The sequence below is a fragment of the Massilia jejuensis genome (assembly GCF_042656795.1).
GTDB lineage: Bacteria > Pseudomonadota > Gammaproteobacteria > Burkholderiales > Burkholderiaceae_D > Telluria > Telluria jejuensis.
Map to the genome: position 1 here is coordinate 78,564 of NZ_JBHSMS010000028.1, position 14,854 is coordinate 93,417.

General features: G+C 67.7%; 20 protein-coding genes. 8 read left to right on the forward strand and 12 right to left on the reverse strand.

All coding sequences use genetic code 11. From position 1 onward, the window contains the following. Positions 1 to 94: 94 nt before the first annotated feature. On the reverse strand, positions 95 to 823 hold the full coding sequence (locus tag ACFPOU_RS08885; protein ID WP_379719610.1) for a M23 family metallopeptidase: 729 nt from the start codon (positions 821 to 823) through the stop codon (positions 95 to 97). A gap of 22 nt (positions 824 to 845) precedes the next feature. Continuing rightward, complete coding sequence (locus tag ACFPOU_RS08890; protein WP_379719612.1) at positions 846 to 1,844, reverse strand: L,D-transpeptidase family protein; 999 nt, start codon at positions 1,842 to 1,844, stop codon at positions 846 to 848. Between the two features lie 116 nt (positions 1,845 to 1,960). Between ACFPOU_RS08890 and ACFPOU_RS08895 the strand changes: the two genes are divergently transcribed. After that, on the forward strand, positions 1,961 to 2,257 hold the full coding sequence (locus ACFPOU_RS08895; RefSeq protein ID WP_379719614.1) for a 2Fe-2S iron-sulfur cluster-binding protein: 297 nt from the start codon (positions 1,961 to 1,963) through the stop codon (positions 2,255 to 2,257). Here the strand turns inward: ACFPOU_RS08895 and ACFPOU_RS08900 are convergent. Beyond that, positions 2,226 to 3,167: an alpha/beta hydrolase gene (locus tag ACFPOU_RS08900; protein WP_379719616.1), complete on the reverse strand. Its 942-nt coding sequence runs from the start codon at positions 3,165 to 3,167 to the stop codon at positions 2,226 to 2,228. The genes ACFPOU_RS08895 and ACFPOU_RS08900 overlap by 32 nt on opposite strands. Before the next feature lie 131 nt (positions 3,168 to 3,298). On the opposite strand from ACFPOU_RS08900, the gene ACFPOU_RS08905 reads away from it, so the two are divergent. Continuing rightward, the gene (locus ACFPOU_RS08905) at positions 3,299 to 3,478 is read left to right on the forward strand and encodes a hypothetical protein (protein WP_379719618.1); all 180 of its coding nucleotides are present in this window, start codon (positions 3,299 to 3,301) and stop codon (positions 3,476 to 3,478) included. Positions 3,479 to 3,584: 106 nt separating this feature from the next. Continuing rightward, a complete protein-coding gene (locus tag ACFPOU_RS08910) occupies positions 3,585 to 3,758 on the forward strand; it encodes a hypothetical protein (RefSeq protein ID WP_379719620.1) in 174 nt (57 codons plus the stop codon). 129 nt (positions 3,759 to 3,887) lie between these two features. Here ACFPOU_RS08910 and ACFPOU_RS08915 read toward each other — a convergent pair whose 3' ends face one another. After that, positions 3,888 to 4,061 carry a hypothetical protein gene (locus ACFPOU_RS08915; protein WP_379719622.1) on the reverse strand — a complete coding sequence of 58 codons (174 nt, stop codon included), beginning with the start codon at positions 4,059 to 4,061 and terminating at the stop codon, positions 3,888 to 3,890. 192 nt (positions 4,062 to 4,253) lie between these two features. On the opposite strand from ACFPOU_RS08915, the gene ACFPOU_RS08920 reads away from it, so the two are divergent. Further along, entirely contained in the window at positions 4,254 to 4,391 is a 138-nt protein-coding gene (locus ACFPOU_RS08920; RefSeq protein WP_193686356.1) for a hypothetical protein, read from the forward strand. 94 nt (positions 4,392 to 4,485) lie between these two features. Beyond that, on the forward strand, positions 4,486 to 4,854 hold the full coding sequence (locus ACFPOU_RS08925; RefSeq protein WP_379719624.1) for a hypothetical protein: 369 nt from the start codon (positions 4,486 to 4,488) through the stop codon (positions 4,852 to 4,854). A 65-nt stretch (positions 4,855 to 4,919) separates the two neighbouring features. On the opposite strand, the gene ACFPOU_RS08930 is transcribed toward ACFPOU_RS08925, so the two are convergent. The 3 genes from ACFPOU_RS08930 to ACFPOU_RS08940 all read right to left on the reverse strand — a co-directional run bounded on the left by ACFPOU_RS08930 (position 4,920) and on the right by ACFPOU_RS08940 (position 8,948). Continuing rightward, complete coding sequence (locus tag ACFPOU_RS08930; protein WP_379719626.1) at positions 4,920 to 5,126, reverse strand: hypothetical protein; 207 nt, start codon at positions 5,124 to 5,126, stop codon at positions 4,920 to 4,922. An 85-nt stretch (positions 5,127 to 5,211) separates the two neighbouring features. Continuing rightward, positions 5,212 to 8,058 carry a bifunctional diguanylate cyclase/phosphodiesterase gene (locus ACFPOU_RS08935; RefSeq protein ID WP_379719628.1) on the reverse strand — a complete coding sequence of 949 codons (2,847 nt, stop codon included), beginning with the start codon at positions 8,056 to 8,058 and terminating at the stop codon, positions 5,212 to 5,214. Between the two features lie 119 nt (positions 8,059 to 8,177). Beyond that, positions 8,178 to 8,948, reverse strand: a complete 771-nt coding sequence (locus ACFPOU_RS08940) for a spermine/spermidine synthase domain-containing protein (protein WP_379719630.1) — start codon at positions 8,946 to 8,948, stop codon at positions 8,178 to 8,180. 131 nt (positions 8,949 to 9,079) lie between these two features. On the opposite strand from ACFPOU_RS08940, the gene ACFPOU_RS08945 reads away from it, so the two are divergent. The 3 genes from ACFPOU_RS08945 (at position 9,080) to ACFPOU_RS08955 (ending at position 11,221) form a co-directional block, all read left to right on the forward strand. Continuing rightward, entirely contained in the window at positions 9,080 to 9,214 is a 135-nt protein-coding gene (locus ACFPOU_RS08945; RefSeq protein WP_379719632.1) for a hypothetical protein, read from the forward strand. After that, positions 9,208 to 10,398: a GGDEF domain-containing protein gene (locus ACFPOU_RS08950; RefSeq protein WP_379719634.1), complete on the forward strand. Its 1,191-nt coding sequence runs from the start codon at positions 9,208 to 9,210 to the stop codon at positions 10,396 to 10,398. The genes ACFPOU_RS08945 and ACFPOU_RS08950 overlap by 7 nt, the downstream gene beginning before the upstream one ends. A gap of 175 nt (positions 10,399 to 10,573) precedes the next feature. Next, on the forward strand, positions 10,574 to 11,221 hold the full coding sequence (locus ACFPOU_RS08955; RefSeq protein WP_379719636.1) for a hypothetical protein: 648 nt from the start codon (positions 10,574 to 10,576) through the stop codon (positions 11,219 to 11,221). Between the two features lie 62 nt (positions 11,222 to 11,283). Here the strand turns inward: ACFPOU_RS08955 and ACFPOU_RS08960 are convergent, their stop codons facing one another. The 5 genes from ACFPOU_RS08960 to ACFPOU_RS08980 form a co-directional block, all read right to left on the reverse strand. Next, entirely contained in the window at positions 11,284 to 11,571 is a 288-nt protein-coding gene (locus ACFPOU_RS08960; RefSeq protein ID WP_379719638.1) for a hypothetical protein, read from the reverse strand. Positions 11,572 to 11,752: 181 nt separating this feature from the next. Continuing rightward, positions 11,753 to 12,397 (reverse strand): ABC transporter ATP-binding protein, encoded by a 645-nt coding sequence (locus ACFPOU_RS08965; RefSeq protein WP_379719640.1) that lies wholly within the window; start codon positions 12,395 to 12,397, stop codon positions 11,753 to 11,755. 15 nt (positions 12,398 to 12,412) lie between these two features. Next, positions 12,413 to 13,207 carry a phosphonate ABC transporter, permease protein PhnE gene (gene phnE / locus ACFPOU_RS08970; protein WP_379719642.1) on the reverse strand — a complete coding sequence of 265 codons (795 nt, stop codon included), beginning with the start codon at positions 13,205 to 13,207 and terminating at the stop codon, positions 12,413 to 12,415. Further along, complete coding sequence (locus ACFPOU_RS08975; RefSeq protein WP_379719644.1) at positions 13,204 to 14,031, reverse strand: PhnE/PtxC family ABC transporter permease; 828 nt, start codon at positions 14,029 to 14,031, stop codon at positions 13,204 to 13,206. The genes phnE and ACFPOU_RS08975 overlap by 4 nt, the downstream gene beginning before the upstream one ends. 2 nt (positions 14,032 to 14,033) lie before the next feature. Then, positions 14,034 to 14,846: a phosphonate ABC transporter ATP-binding protein gene (locus ACFPOU_RS08980; protein WP_379719646.1), complete on the reverse strand. Its 813-nt coding sequence runs from the start codon at positions 14,844 to 14,846 to the stop codon at positions 14,034 to 14,036. Between the last annotated feature and the right edge of the window lie 8 nt (positions 14,847 to 14,854).

Below are 14,854 nucleotides of genomic sequence, written 5' to 3' on the forward strand. Positions count from 1 at the left end.
CATCCTCGGTAACAGTTTATGCAGATGTACCGGTTGGCCTGAATTTTCGGATCACCGAGTTTGGTCGCCACGCAGTGACGGTTTTCTCCGGCCGTTACACTTCGTCGCTCAGTAGCGGGTAGGGATTGATCGGCGTACCTTTCCACCACTGCTTTTCAGGTGTCAGGGCAACGACGGCAAAATGCAGGTGGGGCGCGCTCGGATCGGCGTTGCCGGTCACGCCGACATAGCCGAGCAGGTCGCCGCGCTTGACTTGCATGCCTTCCTTGACGCCGTCGGCGTATTTGTCGAGATGGGCATAGTAGTAGGCGTATCGCTCGCTCGGGTCGAACTGGTACAGGGTGGTGCCGCCCGGCTTGCTCTCGAACAGCTTCGCGACCTTTCCGTCGGCGACCGCGCGCACCGGGGTACCTTTCGGCGCCATGATGTCGAGTGCCTCGTGGTGGCGTTCCTGGCCGCGCGGCTGGTCGAAGGTATCGGTCAGCCTGGCGTAGGCAATGCCTTCCACCGGCACCAGCAGCTTGCCCGGCATGCTGCCGTCGGCGCTCGGCGCGGAGCCGGCCGGGACCGCCGTTCCCGCTTGCGGGGCGGGACGGATCGGCAAGTGGGCGTCGGCAAGATCGGTCTGCACGAGGCGGTCGGCCGGCGTGCCGCCGGCGGTGGGCGCGGCCGCCGGGGCGGGCGGCCCATCGCGCGGCGGCGCCGGCAGGGCGCCACCGTCGGTGACGATCGGATCGGGCGCGTCGGCGAACTCGCGCAAATAAACGAACAAGCCACCGGCGCCGACCACCGCGCCGAGCAAAAACGTGACCAACCATTTCATGCAAGTCTCCTGTTGGAAAACATTACCCTTCAAGTACCACCGCCGTGCCTTTCGCAACCACGGCAGCCACTTGCGCCGCGCTCCAGTTGGTCAGGCGGATGCAGCCGTGCGATTCGGTCTTGCCGACGAACTTGGGCACCGGCGTGCCGTGGATGCCGTAGTGTTCCTTGGACAAGTCGATCCAGGCCACGCCGACCGGGTTGTTCGGGCCGGGTGCGATCTTCGCTTTCTTGTCGCCCGGCTCGGCATCCCAGAACAGTTTCGGGTTGTAGTGGTAATCCGGGTTCGGGTACACGCCGTTGATCTTCCAGGTGCCGATCGGCAGCGGATCGTTCGAGCTGCCGGTCGAGGCCGGATATTGCGCGATCAGGCGGTCCGATGCGTCGAACAGCATCAGGACCTTGCGGCTGTCGCTGACGACGATCTTGGAAGCGGCCGGCAGGGCCGGTCCGCCATGCACGCTCGGCACGACGATCTGTTCGCCGGCGCGCATCAGGTTCTTGCCGGGGTTCAGGCGCACGATCAGTTCGGGGCTGGCGTGGAATTTCTCGCCCAGGCCCTCCACCGAGCTTGCGTAGCCGAGCTTGGGCAGCTTGGCTTTTTCCATCATGTCTTCCGGAATCGGCTGGAAGGGGCCGGCCACGTCCTCGTCGGTCAGCACATACTCGGTCAGGGTCGGCGTGCCGTCCTGGTTCAGCGCGTTCCAGGTGGCCTCGTCGAGCTTGCCGGTTTCCTGGAGATTGCGCGACTTCTGGAATGCGCTCAAGGCCTGGCGCATGTTCGAACCGAAGGCGCCGTCGATTTCGCCGGGCGAGAAGTGCGAGCGGTCGAGCAGGACCTGGGCGCGCAGCAGGCGCTCGAACTGGGCACGCTTGGCACCCGCCTTGTCGGCGCTGCCGGCCTGGCCGGGCTGGGCGGCCATGGCCGGCTGCGGCGCTGCCTGCGCCGGCGCGGCGCTGGCGGCATGCGGGAGGGCGCCGGCGAGCATGGCGAGAAGAAGGGGAGCGATGATGTTTTTCATTTTGCACCTGCTATGCTGACTTAAGGAAACCTCAGCGTAGGCGTGCGGGGGCCGGCGGTCTGTGCGCAAACGAACTCATGCGCCCGAGCATCGCGCGCCCGTTTTACAATCGGGCCATGACCGATCCCACCGTCCACACCATCGCCCTGGTTCCCCTCGGCTGCAACCTTCCCGCCACGCAGGACACGGTGCTGCAAACGCTCGAAGCGGCCGGAATCGACCTGCCCAATTCCTGCCGCAACGGCACTTGCCGCACCTGCCTGTGCCGGCTGGCCTCGGGGTCGGTGCGCTACCTCGTCGAGTGGCCCGGCCTGTCGATCGAGGAAAAGCGCGAGCACTACCTGCTGCCTTGCGTGGCGGTGCCGACCAGCGATCTGGTGGTCAACGCGCCGCTGGCGAAGCGGCGGGTTTGACGGCCCCCTTGTCGTGCGGGTGCGCCAGCGCGCGTTCGATGGCCGACGCCACCAGCGGCCACGACGGCGAGCTGGCGGCGACTTCGTCGTAGTGGCTCGCGCCCGGCAGGATCACCACCTCGGCCAGGTCGCCGGCCTTGCGCGCCAGGGTCGCGTAGTCGTGGGCGACGCGCGGCGGCGAGATCGTGTCCAGTTCCCCGGTCACCAGGATCGTGTAGCTGCCGTTGGGCATTAGCTCGGCGGCATTCGTATCGGCGTAGACGTCGGGCCGGGCGGCGCTCGGCTGTCCCGCCAGTTCCGGCGTGTCGCGCCCGCAGCTCGACTTGATCAGTGCGCGCTCGCCGCGCAGGTCGGCCAGGCCGCCGAGACTGACGACGGCGCGCACCGGCAGCATGTCGGTACGGTGCAGCGGGCTGCTGGCGGGGATGCGGGCGCGGCCCGCGATCCATTGCACCAGCTGGCCGCCGGCCGAGTGACCGACCGCGACCACGCGCTCCAGGTCCAGGCCGTTGGCGCTCGCCTGCGCCTCGAGGGCCGCGAGCGCCGCATGCATGTCCTGGTACATGCCGGGATAGCCGCCGCCGGGCTCGTCGACCCGGCGGTATTCCACGTTCCAGACCGCGATGCCGCGTGCGGCAAGGGCGCCGGCCATGTTGCGCAGCTGAACGATTCCGCCGAATTTCTCGGTCCAGCAGCCGCCGTGTACCAGCACCGCGACCGGGAAAGGACCGGCCCCGCCCGGGACGAAGAGCTCGGCGTATTGGGAAGGCGCGCTGCCGTAGGCGACGCGGCTGGTGGGAGCGGGGCCGGTCAGGGCCATATAGTCGGCAAGTTTCATGGGAGCTGCCGACACCAGGGCCGGAGAAAGGGCGCAGAGCAGGGTGGAGAACAGGAACGGGCGGATGTTCATGGGCGTGGACTGGACGAAAAACATGAACTATACGCATCTTTTGGCCTTGCGCACGATTGAAAACCGCCGCCGTTCTTCCATGCTAGTCTTCGCAAAACGTCAACGTTTTCAACTATCACAGGAGAATGAACATGAGCCAGCAAAAAGCGAACGACAGCGCGAGCAAGCAGTCGGACCACATGTCGGAAGAAGACCTGGCCAAGCAGCGCGCCGGCACCCAGGACAAGAGCAGCCACGACCACATGTCGCGCGAGAAGGCCGGCTCCCACGAAGGCGCGGGCGGTGGCGCCAAGCAGAAGCAACAGCACTGATCTCGACCAGTACAGCCGGCATGCGCGCCGCGCACGCCGGCTGCCAGGGTGCGGCCCTCTGTGCCGCGCCATGTCCGGAAACGACCTTTCGAAAGGGACTACGCCGATGGAACCCATCGATTCGTACGAATGCCGGCGCACCTTGCGTGCCCATTCCACGCCCGACCCCGAACCTTCGCCGACGCCACCCAGCATTCCGGTTCCCGACGACGTCCCCGATCCGGTGCACGCCCCGGTCGAGGAACCCGTGCTTCCCGAGCCGCCGATCCGCGCGGCTTGAGCCGCTGCAGGCGTGCGCGCTGTAACGGTGTGTGCCGTGTGTGCCCCGAGACGCAGGACGCCACTCGAGGGTGGCGTCCTGCGTCGCATCCGACGGCGTCCCTGAACCGATCGCTACGGGAACAGCTTCCTACTGTTTCGGCTGTCCGCCGTTGTTGCCGCCGCCCTTGAGCGGCGGGATTTCCTTGATCATCTCTTCGGTTTCCTTTTCCGCCGGCGTCTTTTCGCCGCTGCCGATGTCGTCCTCGTGCAGGATGGCCCTGCCATTCACTGCCGGATCCACGGGGTGTTTTGCCTGCGTCATGGTGCTTCTCCTGTTCGTCGTTGAAACCATCCTAACAGTCGCTTCCCGCTGCCGGCGCGCAGTACGAGAGTGTGGCAATCTTGCTGAACAACACACAAAGTTACAATTATGTTCGATGCCGAACGTTCCCATGATGTGAGTTTTTTTATAATATTCATTCACCGACTGTAGAACTGAATGATGGAGATCCAGATGGGCAATTCACTGCATAACAAGATTTACCTGGGCCGGAGCACCGGTTTCGCATCGCGCCGTTTCCAGGGGGTGCTCGCTGTCGGCGCCATCGTCGGCGCCGGCTTGCTGTGGATCGCATTGCGCACCATGCGTTAAGCCTGGGAGACGCGCCGTTTCTTTCTACGGGCATATGTTGCCGTCAAGCCCCACGGCGGTTACCATGGCTGCCCTGTAGATTGATTGAGCGGTAATGAAGAACGAAAAACTAACGACTGACGAGTACGACGCCCTCGAATTCATCCGGCGCGGTGCGCGCACCGACCGGGTCAATGCCTGCGTCGGGCGCAACGCCAAGCGACTGGCCGGCTTGAAGATGATTGCCTATGCACGCGACGGCCGGGTCGACCTGACCGAAAAAGGACAGCAGGTACTGTTCCTGCGCGCCTGCGTCGAAGCGCTGACTGCCCTGGCGCAGGATCCCGCGGCGACGGTTCCCGGCGACGTGGCCCAGTTCCTGATTCGCAAGTCGCATCTGGCAGCGCGCCCGGAGGGTGGCTACGATGTCACGGCGCGTGGCCTGGAATCCCTGGCCGACATCCAGGCGCAGGAAACGAAGTAGGGAGCAAGCCGCTTGCGCGAACGCGCAAGCGGCATCCTGCCTGGCCTGGCCGGGCCGACGGTCCCTCAGCCGCGCCTGCGGCGGTGGGGATAGACCAACGTACGCACCGCAATCTCGGCCGGCACGTTCATCGCCGCCAGAAACTCGGCCGCGCGCTGCATGCCCAGCGTCGGAATCGACGCCACTGCCTGGTTCACCAGATCACGCGTACGCAGGTCGGTCCGCACCACGCGCGCTTTCACCGTCTGGCGCACTTGCACATCTTCTATCATTATTATTTTCCTGAAATTGCAATAGAGACACGACTATTGTAGAGCAAGTGTGTAAAAAAAAGCCACGTCTTGTAGGAATAATCCTTCAAGCAACGGCGGAGGCGTCCTCTGGTGCCATGGTTTGCTCCGGATGCAGGCCCCGTCCCTCGACCATCAGCTGCTCGAATTCATGCGCTGGCAAGGGTTTGCTGAAGTAATACCCCTGCATTTCGTCGCAGCCGTGGCGGCGCAGGTAGTCGAGCTGTTCGCCCGTTTCCACGCCTTCGGCGATCACCGCCAGCTTCAGGTTGTGCGCCAGCGCGATGATGGACGTGACGATCGCTTCGTCGTTGGCGTCGCGCGTGATGTCGGCCACGAACGAGCGGTCGATTTTCAGGACGTCGATCGGGAAGCGCGACAGGTAGGACAGGCTCGAGTAGCCGGTGCCGAAATCGTCGATGGACAGGTTCACGCCGAGTGCCTTCATGCGGTGCAGCAAGTCGACGGCCGGGGTGATGTCGCTCATGAAGAGGCTCTCGGTGAGCTCGATTTCCAGGTATTTCGGCTCCAGGCCGGTGTCACGCAGCACCGTTGCCAGGTTCTCGATCAGGTCGGACGCGCCGAACTGGCGTGCCGACAGGTTCACGGCCACGCGCAGCCTGTCGAAGCCGGCATCCTGCCAGGCCTTGTTCTGGGCGCAGGCGGTGCGCAGTACCCACGCGCCGATGGCCACGATCATGCCGGTTTCCTCGGCGATGCTGATGAAGCGGCCCGGCGGCACCATGCCCAGTTCCGGATGCTGCCAGCGGATCAGCGCTTCCATGCCGACGATCTTGCCGCTCTTGATATCGATCTGGGGCTGGTAGTACAGCACGAATTCGTCGCGCTCGACGGCGTTGCGCAGCGCGCTCTCGATGCGCACCCGTTCCAGCGACTCCTCGTTCATGGCCGGCGTGTAGAACTGGAAGTTGTTGCGCCCCAGTTTTTTCGCTCGGTACATGGCAATGTCGGCATGTTCGATCAGGTTGTCGACATTCGTGCTCTCGCTCGGATACACGGCCACGCCGATGCTGCAGGTGACGAAGAATTCCTTGGTGCCGAGCATGACCGGCTGCGCGACCGCGTTCATCACGCGTGCCACGATATCGGGCGTCAATTCCTGGTCGCCGCGCTCGGAAACGATGACGACGAATTCGTCGCCCGACAGGCGCGCCACCGTGTCGGCGTCGCGCAGGGACGAACGCAGGCGCGCCGCGACCGTCATCAGGAGCACGTCGCCGGCCTTGTGGCCCATGCTGTCGTTGACGAACTTGAAGCGGTCGAGGTCGATCAGCATGACCCACACCGGGTTGCCGCTGCGGGTGGCATAGGCCACGGCCTGGCCGAGGCGGTCCTGCAGCAGCGAGCGGTTCGGCAAGCCGGTGAGCGCATCGTGCTGGGCCACGTGGTGGACGCGCTGCTCGGTCAGCTTGCGCTCGGTGATATCGCTGCCGGTGCCGCGGTAGCCGGCGAAATGGCCGAGCTCGTCGAAGACGGGCTGCCCGTTGACCAGGAACCAGCGCGTCTGGCCGTTGTCGTCCAGTACATGGTATTCGAAGTCGTTGAAGGGTTGGAAGCTGTGCACCAGGGCAATGTGCTTGCGCCCGTATTCGGTGTCGCCCAGGGCCGGGAGGTATTCCCAGCGCGTCTTGCCCAGCAGGTGTTCGACCGCGACGCCGGCCTTTTCGGAAAAGCCGCCGGCGACCATCGTGAAGCGGAACTCGCTGTCTTGTTCCCAGTACCAGTCCGAGGACATCGACACCAGCTGGCGGAAGCGCTGCTCGCTTTGCTGGAGCGCCTTTTCGGTGCGCTCGCGCGCCACCATGTCGTCGACCAGGCGCCGGTTGGTGCGCTTCAGGTCGGCGGTGCGCTTGCGTACCAGCTGCTGGATGCGCCGCGCGCGCGCGCCGGAGGCCTGGACCCAGGCCGCCGTCATCAGGCTGAGCAGGATGCCGCCGGCCAGCATCGCCAGCGACGCGAGGTGATCCGCCGCGAACGGGCGCGGCCTGGCCGCGACCTCGACCAGCCAAGGGCGGCCGGCCACGTCCAGGATGCGCGCGACCTGGGTCGCATGTTCCGGGGCGATCCAGTTGGCGAGCAGCTCGCGCCCGGGGGGTGTCCCATCGCCGGTGGTGAAGACCAGGTGGGCGCTGTCGGCCCGCGCGCTCGCATACACGGACATCACGATCCCGCCGTCGTCGAGCAGGCCGGCGCCGGCCAGGGCCATGCTCACCAGTTCCTGGGCCCGCACCACGACGGCGGTGTCGCCGGCCAGCTCGCCCTTGCGGTCGTACACCGGCAGCAGGACCTGGAAGCTCGGCTGCGGGTTGGGGTCCTGCACCAGCGGGAACAGCGGGGTGGCGGCCGCGCGGCCTTCGGCATGGGCGCGCGCCAGGGCCGCATTGATCGGCGCCCGGATCGAGGAATCGAAGCCGAAGGCGGCCTCGTTGCCACCCATCGGCACCAGGTAGTCGACGATGCTGTACAGCGGGCGGCGCTCGGCCGGCACGCGCCTGCCGTCCTTCTCCTCGGTGATGACGGTGCCGGGAACGACGCGCTGCAGTTGCGCCTCGACCGCCGCGCGTTCGCTGTCCCTGACGATGCGGTGGAAGTTGAACGCCTTGATGAACGGATGGCGCAGCAGCAGCGGGGCGGTGAAATCGTGGAACTGGGCGCGCGTGACCGGGGCGCCGAGGGCGAAGAGCTGGTTGGTGACGGTCGCCACCTCGACCGCTTCGTGCAGGCCCTGGCGCACCGCCGCCACGCGCTGCTCGGCGCGCTGGTTGAAGGACAGGGACAGGTTGTCGTATTCGAGATGGCTCACGCCCACGAACAGCGCGGTGGAAGCGGCCAGGCCTGCCGCGAGGGTAAGGACGGCCGCGCGGGTCGGAGAAAAGGGCAGGCGACGCAACATGACAATTTCCAAATTTATTTGCCTGAAAGCACTACAGCCACGAAGTGTGTCATAGATCGGCCGGTTTTCGCAAACAAATCGTCGCATGCGCACGCGCGCGGGCGCCCGTGTCGCCGCGATCAGACAGGACGCCGTGCAAGCCAGGCGACGAGCACCCGCGCGAGCAGCTTGTTCAGGAAGCCGGCCCCCAGGCCGCGCCGGCGCGCGAAGCGTTGCTGCAGGCGCGCCGCGCGCGTCGGCGTGCCGCCGGCCGCGGCGCGCAGCGCGAACATCAGGTGGTTGTTGCCGGCGATGCCGGGGAAGTCGCAGACGCGTCCCCGGAAAGCGCCGCCGATGCGTGCCACGATGGCGTCGTGGCAGGGGTCGTAGCTGAGGATGTTCGCCACCAGCACGCCGCCTTCGCGCAGCGCGCGCCGGCAATCGCGGTAGAAGGCCGCGCTGCCCAGCGCGGCGGGCATGCCGGCGGCGTCGAAACCGTCGACCAGGATCACGTCGGCGGCGCCCTGCAGCGCCTTCACATGCTCGGCGGCGTCGGCATGCACGATGCGCAGGCGCGCGTCGTCGGGCGGCACCCGGAAGGCATTGCGCAGGGCGATCACCTCCCGGCTGATTTCCAGCACCGTGATCCGCGTGTGCGGAAAATGGCGGTAGCAGAACTTGGCCAGCGAGCCGCCGCCCAGGCCCACCATCAGGATGTGGCGCGGACGCGGTGCGAACAGCGCGAAGCACATCATGGCACGCGCATAGTCGAGCACCAGGGCATCCGGGTGCGACAGCAGCATCTCGCTCTGGATGTCGCCGCTTTCGAATGCGAGCGTGCGCCGGTTGCCGTCGGTGCGCACCACGGGTGCGCCGGGACGGGGATCGAGGGAGGGGGGATGCTGGGACATGCCGTCAGTATATAGAAGAGAAACGCATGCGACGGGGGAGGGAGGCGCCGCGCCGCGCCGGGGCCGCCCTGCGTCTTGTTCACAGGCATGAAACTCTGCTAAGCTGGCCGTTGCCGCCACAGGAGTTCCGTATGTTTCCCGATCACCCATCGATCATCGCCGCCCCCAGCGCGCTCGAAGCCGACCGCATCGAGCGGATCAAGCTTGTCGACGGCTGCGCGACGGCGCCGGCCGACAGCGCCGGCCAGGTGGAGCGCGCATGCTGAGCGGCGCCATGCTGGCCATGGATTCGACCACGATGGTGCTGGTGCTCGCGCTGGGCAACCTGGCGCTGTGCAGCGTACTGTTCTTCTTCGACTATGGCGCCGTGCGCGCGCCGGCGCTGGCCAGCTGGGGCCTGTCGAAACAGGTGCAGGCGGCCAGCTGGATCCTGCTGGCGCTCGGCGGTGCGCGCGTCGTGCCCGAGCCGCTCGCCTTGCCCGGGGGCTGGGCCCTGCTCATTGCCGGCGTCGCCCTGGAAAGTGCCGCCCTGTGGGAAACCGCGCACCGGCGGCCCCTGGTGCGCATCATGGTGCCGCTAGCCCTGGCAGCGATCTTCATTTTCCTGGTCTCCTACTGGATCGATCCGCTCGGCCTGCGCACGCTCGCCGCGGCGCTGATCCTCGGCGCCTTCTACCTGGTCGGCGCGGCGGCCCTGGCGCGCGGCTGGCGCGCGGCCTCGATGCTGCAGCGCGCGCTGGCCGTGGTCACCGCGCTGCTGGCGCTGGTCGTGGCCGCGCGCGGCATCCTGGTGCTGGTCATGCCCGACGGCTGGCGCTGGCTGTCGCACGACCTGCTGCGCCAGCTCTCGACCATCGCCTTCTACCTGCTGATGCTGGTCAACGGCTTCGGCTGCCTGCTGCTGGCGCGCGAACGCCTGCAGGGCGACCTGGCGCGCCTCGAAACGCTCGACCTGGTGACCGAGGTGCCCAACCGGCGCGGCTTCTTCAACGCGCTTGCGCCCTGGATGGCGCTGGCGCGCCGTCCCGGTTCGCCGACCGCGCTGGTCGTGCTCGACCTGGACAGCTTCCGGCGCGTCAACGACGGCTACGGCCATCCGGTCGGCGACGTCGTGCTGCGCCACGTGGCCGACCTGTGCAGGCGCCAGCTGCGCGACAGCGATTTGCTGGGGCGCCTGGTGGGCGGCGAATTCGCGCTGCTCCTGCCGCGCACCGGCGGCGAGGAAGCCATGCTGGTGGCCGAGCGCATGCGCGCCGCGATCGAGGCCACGCCGGTCAAGACCGAACGCGCGATGATCTCGATGACGGCCAGCTTCGGGGTCACCACGATCCGTCCGGACGACAGCAACGTCACGCTGTTCGGGCGCGCCGGCAGCGCCATGCGCGAAGCGAAGGCGGGCGGCCGCAATGCGATCCGGATGGCCCCGCGCGAGACCATGCCCGAGGCGTGATCCTGCAGCGCCCCGTCATCGGGGCGTCACAAACCTGGTGCACACTGGGGCCGCTCCGGCCCGCGTGAACCGGGCCAGGCCGCCCCGGTGGCCGGCCCGCGCACGCTAGAACGCCCCTTCCGGGAAAGCGCCCGATCGACTATATTGTTTACCTTGTTAAGTAGCGGAATACCCAATGACCAGAAAACCGGTCCCTGCGAAGGGCGCGACCGCGCCAACGGCCAGGGCAGCAACCAGAACGCCAGGTTCGGCCACCACCCCTGCCACGGCCAGGATCGCCAGATCCGCGCCCGCCGCTGGCGCCGCCAAGGCAGGCAGCCGCGCCGCCGCCAAGCCGGTTTCCGCGAAGGCTTCCCCTAAAACGGCGGCGAAAGTCCCGGCCAGGGCGGCCGTCAAGCCAGCGGCGAAGGCAGCGGTCAAGGCGGCGCCGAAAGCCGCGCGCAAGCCGGCTGGGCCTGTCGCCAAGGCGGCAGCCAAGCCGGCTGCGAAGTCCGCACCCGGCGTCAGGAACGCCGTCCGCGCGCTCGTCAAGGCTGGCAGGGAGACGCCGGCGGCAGGCCGCACCCGTGCCGCGGCGGCCACCCCGGCGGCACCGGACACGGCGCGGCCGATGCTCGTGCGCGACAGCTTCACGATGCCCGACGAGGAGTATGCGGTACTGGCGACTGTGAAGCAGGCCTGCCTGAAAGCCGGCTTCGAGATCAAGAAGAGCGAGCTGCTGCGCATCGGGGTCGCGCTGGTGGGTCGCCTCGACCTGGCGACGCTGCGCCAGGTGCTCGATAGCCTGCCGCAGCTGAAAACCGGGCGTCCGCCGAGTCAGTAAGGGCGCGGGCGAGCGTTCCTGGCCGCGCCCGGGAGGGACGGGCAAGGCATGGGTGCGCTGTCCTAATGCAGCGCGGGCGTGGTCAGCTCCTTCAGTTCGCGGATCGGGATATTCGATTTCTCGTGCATGCGCAGCAGGATCGTGGCGCCGACATTGAGTTTGCGGTGGCGGATCTTGCTGATGATCGGCGGTTGCACTTCGAGCACGCGGCACAGTTCCGCGTCATTTTTCAGATGCAGTTTTTCGATCAGGGTGTCGAGCAGCTTGTTCGGCACGAAACTCGACGGTTCGAGGGCACGGGCGCGGTGCATTGCGGCCAGCATTTCCTGTTTTTTTTGGCGTACGTTCATGTACTCCTCCAAAATGCTTACTTTGGTTGAGGGGACAGGACCGTTCTGGAAGCGCCCGATGCTTGTGATGGCTGATGGGGTCGGGTCGTTGTGATATTACTACGACCGTCCAGCAGGCGCCGCACTATTCGTCGCGAATGGTGTCTAACGTGCTTATTTCCGCGCGGAATTTACGCTAAAGTCAGGCTGGCTCGAGGCCTTCGCGCGTCAGCAGCAGCACCTCGTCGGCCATCGCCGCCGCCGCATGCGAGTGGGTCACCATGATGGCGCCGGCGCCGGTGGCGCGGATTTCCGCGCGCAGCAGGCGCAGGATGCCGCCCGCCGTTTCCGGGTCCAGGTTCCCGGTCGGCTCGTCGGCCAGCAGCAGCGCGGGCCTGTGCACCAGCGCGCGCGCGATCGCGACCCGCTGCAATTCGCCGCCCGAGAGCTGGCGCGGAAAGTCGGCGCCGCGTCCTTCCAGTCCTACCGCCGCCAGCATGGTCGCGGCATGCGCCGCCCCCGCGCGGTTGAGCAGCAGCGGCAGTGCCACGTTCTGCTGCAGCGTCAGGTGGGGCAGCACGTGGAAGGCCTGGAAGATGAAGCCCATGCGGGTGCGGCGCAGGCGCGTGGCGGCATCGTCGTCGAGCGCGGCCATGGCGATGCCGTCGACGATCACCTCGCCGCTGTCGGGCGCGTCCAGCCCCGCGATCAGGTTCAGCAGCGTCGACTTGCCGACCCCCGACTCGCCCATGATGGCGACGAAGCGGCCGGGTTCGAAACGGTGCGACAGGTTCGACAGGACGGTGCGTCCGCCATAGGTCTTGGTGAGGTTCGACAGTTCGAGCATGGGGCCTTTTCGCGCTTAACGCGTGAGGACGCGCCGCAGCGCGTAGCTGATCGCATCGACCAGGGCGACCAGCAGCAGCATGGCCAGTACCACGGTGGCGGCGCTCTGCATCTGGAACAGCGATAAATGGTATTTCAGCATCTGGCCCAGTCCCCCGGCCCCGACCACGCCCAGCACGGCCGCGGCGCGGATATTGTTCTCCCAGCGGTACAGCATGTACGAGAGCATTTGCGGCAGGCTCTGGGGCAGGGTGGCGTAGAAGAAGGCCGTCAAGGCGGGCGCGCCGTTGGCCCGCAAGGCCGCTTCCGGTTGCGGTTCGGCGTTTTCCAGCGCGTCGGCGAACAGCCGGCCGAGCACGCCCGCGGTGTGCGCCGCCAGCGCCAGCGTGCCGGCGAACGGGCCCAGGCCGGCGGCCACCAGCAGCAGGGCCGCCCATACCAGTTCCGGGATCGAGCGCAGGACGTTCAGGACGATGCGCACCGCGGCGCGCGGCGGGCCGCCCCAGCGCCCGGCCGCGGGCAGCGCCAGTACCAGGCCGGCGAGCGCCGCCAGCAGGGTGCCCAGGGCCGACATCGACAGCGTCTCGAGTGCCGCGTCCAGGGTCTTGCGCAGGAAGGGCGCGGCCGTCTCGGGCGGCGCGAAGCCGCCCAGGAACTCGGAGGTGGTGCCGACCGCTTCCGGCGTGAAGAAGGCGGCCAGGTCCAGGCGCAGGGTGGCGAAACTGGCGACGATCAGGGCGAGCAGTGCGGCCAGCAGCAGGGGCGTGCTCCACGAGCGCCGTGGAGAGGGCGGCAGATCCGGCCGCTTCATCCGAGCCTCCGCCGCAGCCGGCTCGACACGAAGTCGGCGGCCGCCACCAGCAGCACGAACATCAGCAGCATGGTCGCCACTTCGCCGCCCGCCATCATCTTGGTCGATTCGTCCATGCGCTGGCCGAGTCCTCCGGCGCCGACAAAGCCCATGATGGCCGAGCCGCGGATGGCGCATTCCCAGCGGTAGATCGTGTACGAGACCAGTTCGGCGGCGGCGTCGGGCAGGGCGCCGTAGAGCAGGGCGGGCAGGCGCGCGCTGCCGTTGGCGAGCAGGGCGTCGGTGGCATGGGCGTCGCTCGACTCGAGGATCTCGGCATAAACCTTGGCCAGCATGCCGCAATAGGTGAGCGCGATGGCCAGCACGCCGGCCGTCGGCCCCAGCCCGACCACGCGCACGAAGATTAGCGCCCACACCAGTTCCGGCACGCTGCGCAGCAGCACCAGCACCCAGCGCACGCCCTGGCGCAGGAGCGCCGCCGGCCAGCGCACGCGGCCCGTGCCCAGGCGCGAGATCGAGAGCCGCTCGCTCACGAGCAGGGTGGCGGGAATCGCGCCGACCAGCGCCAGCACCAGGCCGGCGGTGGCGATCGCCACCGTGATCCAGGTCTCGCGCAGCACCATCGCCAGGAATGCCAGCGAATGGGCCGGGCGCAGGAAGTCGGCCAGGAAGCCGCCGGCCGCCGCCAGGCTTTGGCGGTCGAACAGGATCCAGGGCTTGAATTCGCTGTAGACGAGGGCCGGCCAGAGCAGCAGGAGGGCGAGCCCGCAGGCCAGCAGGCGGGCGCGCCAGGCCGGATCGGGATGGAGACTGGTTGCGGCCATCGTCAGAAGCAGGCGCCCACGGCGATGCGTTCCGGCGTCTCGTGAGCAGGGTGGGGCTCGGGTTCGACGATCTCGTTTTCGTAGAGCGCGGCGATCATCTCGTCGGTGACGCGCTCGCGCGGCAGGTCGAACACGATGCGGCCTTCGCGCAAGCCGACGATGCGGGTGAAGTGGGCGCGCGCCATGTCGACCTGGTGCAGGCTGCAGACCAGCGTGGCATTGCGCGCCCTCGCTTCCTGCTGCAGCGTGGCCAGGGTGATGCGGGCGAGAGACGGGTCGAGCGCGGAAATCGGTTCGTCGACCAGGAAGGCCTCGGCCGCCGACAGGAGCAGGCGCGCCAGGCTGCAGCGCTGGCGCTCGCCGCCCGAGAGGCGGTCGACGCGCGCATACAGCTTGTCGCCCAGGCCGAAGCGGCGCAAGGCATCGAAAGCGGCTTCCGGATCGACCGGCGCAAACAGCGAGCGCAAGGCCGTGGCCACGCTCCAGCGCGGCAGGCGTGCGGCCAGCACCGCCGTGACCACGCGCTGGCGCGGCGGCAGCGGCGGCGTTTGCGGGGCCAGGAACAGGCGCGCGCGCAGACGGTGGCGGTCCTTGTGCGACAGGGCCCAGGGATCGGCTCCCAATACGGACAGGCGGCCCTCGGCCGGCTGGTGGGCGCAGGCGAGGGTGGAAAGCAGGGTGGTCTTGCCGGCGCCCGACGGACCGATGAGCGCGAGCTGCTCGCCCTGGGCGACGTCCAGGTCGAGTGCGTGCAGCGCGGCCGCTCTTGCGCCACGCAAGTGGCGCACGGTCAGTTTGTCGAGATGGAAGCTCATGGCGCCCG

Bases quoted from the DNA above. Each gene is read 5' to 3' on its own strand.
- ACFPOU_RS08885 (WP_379719610.1), bottom strand. From the start codon at position 823: ATGAAATGGTTGGTCACGTTTTTGCTCGGCGCGGTGGTCGGCGCCGGT.
- ACFPOU_RS08890 (WP_379719612.1), bottom strand. From the start codon at position 1,844: ATGAAAAACATCATCGCTCCCCTTCTTCTCGCCATGCTCGCCGGCGCC.
- ACFPOU_RS08895 (WP_379719614.1), top strand. From the start codon at position 1,961: ATGACCGATCCCACCGTCCACACCATCGCCCTGGTTCCCCTCGGCTGC.
- ACFPOU_RS08900 (WP_379719616.1), bottom strand. From the start codon at position 3,167: ATGAACATCCGCCCGTTCCTGTTCTCCACCCTGCTCTGCGCCCTTTCT.
- ACFPOU_RS08905 (WP_379719618.1), top strand. From the start codon at position 3,299: ATGAGCCAGCAAAAAGCGAACGACAGCGCGAGCAAGCAGTCGGACCAC.
- ACFPOU_RS08910 (WP_379719620.1), top strand. From the start codon at position 3,585: ATGGAACCCATCGATTCGTACGAATGCCGGCGCACCTTGCGTGCCCAT.
- ACFPOU_RS08915 (WP_379719622.1), bottom strand. From the start codon at position 4,061: ATGACGCAGGCAAAACACCCCGTGGATCCGGCAGTGAATGGCAGGGCC.
- ACFPOU_RS08920 (WP_193686356.1), top strand. From the start codon at position 4,254: ATGGGCAATTCACTGCATAACAAGATTTACCTGGGCCGGAGCACCGGT.
- ACFPOU_RS08925 (WP_379719624.1), top strand. From the start codon at position 4,486: ATGAAGAACGAAAAACTAACGACTGACGAGTACGACGCCCTCGAATTC.
- ACFPOU_RS08930 (WP_379719626.1), bottom strand. From the start codon at position 5,126: ATGATAGAAGATGTGCAAGTGCGCCAGACGGTGAAAGCGCGCGTGGTG.
- ACFPOU_RS08935 (WP_379719628.1), bottom strand. From the start codon at position 8,058: ATGTTGCGTCGCCTGCCCTTTTCTCCGACCCGCGCGGCCGTCCTTACC.
- ACFPOU_RS08940 (WP_379719630.1), bottom strand. From the start codon at position 8,948: ATGTCCCAGCATCCCCCCTCCCTCGATCCCCGTCCCGGCGCACCCGTG.
- ACFPOU_RS08945 (WP_379719632.1), top strand. From the start codon at position 9,080: ATGTTTCCCGATCACCCATCGATCATCGCCGCCCCCAGCGCGCTCGAA.
- ACFPOU_RS08950 (WP_379719634.1), top strand. From the start codon at position 9,208: ATGCTGAGCGGCGCCATGCTGGCCATGGATTCGACCACGATGGTGCTG.
- ACFPOU_RS08955 (WP_379719636.1), top strand. From the start codon at position 10,574: ATGACCAGAAAACCGGTCCCTGCGAAGGGCGCGACCGCGCCAACGGCC.
- ACFPOU_RS08960 (WP_379719638.1), bottom strand. From the start codon at position 11,571: ATGAACGTACGCCAAAAAAAACAGGAAATGCTGGCCGCAATGCACCGC.
- ACFPOU_RS08965 (WP_379719640.1), bottom strand. From the start codon at position 12,397: ATGCTCGAACTGTCGAACCTCACCAAGACCTATGGCGGACGCACCGTC.
- phnE (WP_379719642.1), bottom strand. From the start codon at position 13,207: ATGAAGCGGCCGGATCTGCCGCCCTCTCCACGGCGCTCGTGGAGCACG.
- ACFPOU_RS08975 (WP_379719644.1), bottom strand. From the start codon at position 14,031: ATGGCCGCAACCAGTCTCCATCCCGATCCGGCCTGGCGCGCCCGCCTG.
- ACFPOU_RS08980 (WP_379719646.1), bottom strand. From the start codon at position 14,846: ATGAGCTTCCATCTCGACAAACTGACCGTGCGCCACTTGCGTGGCGCA.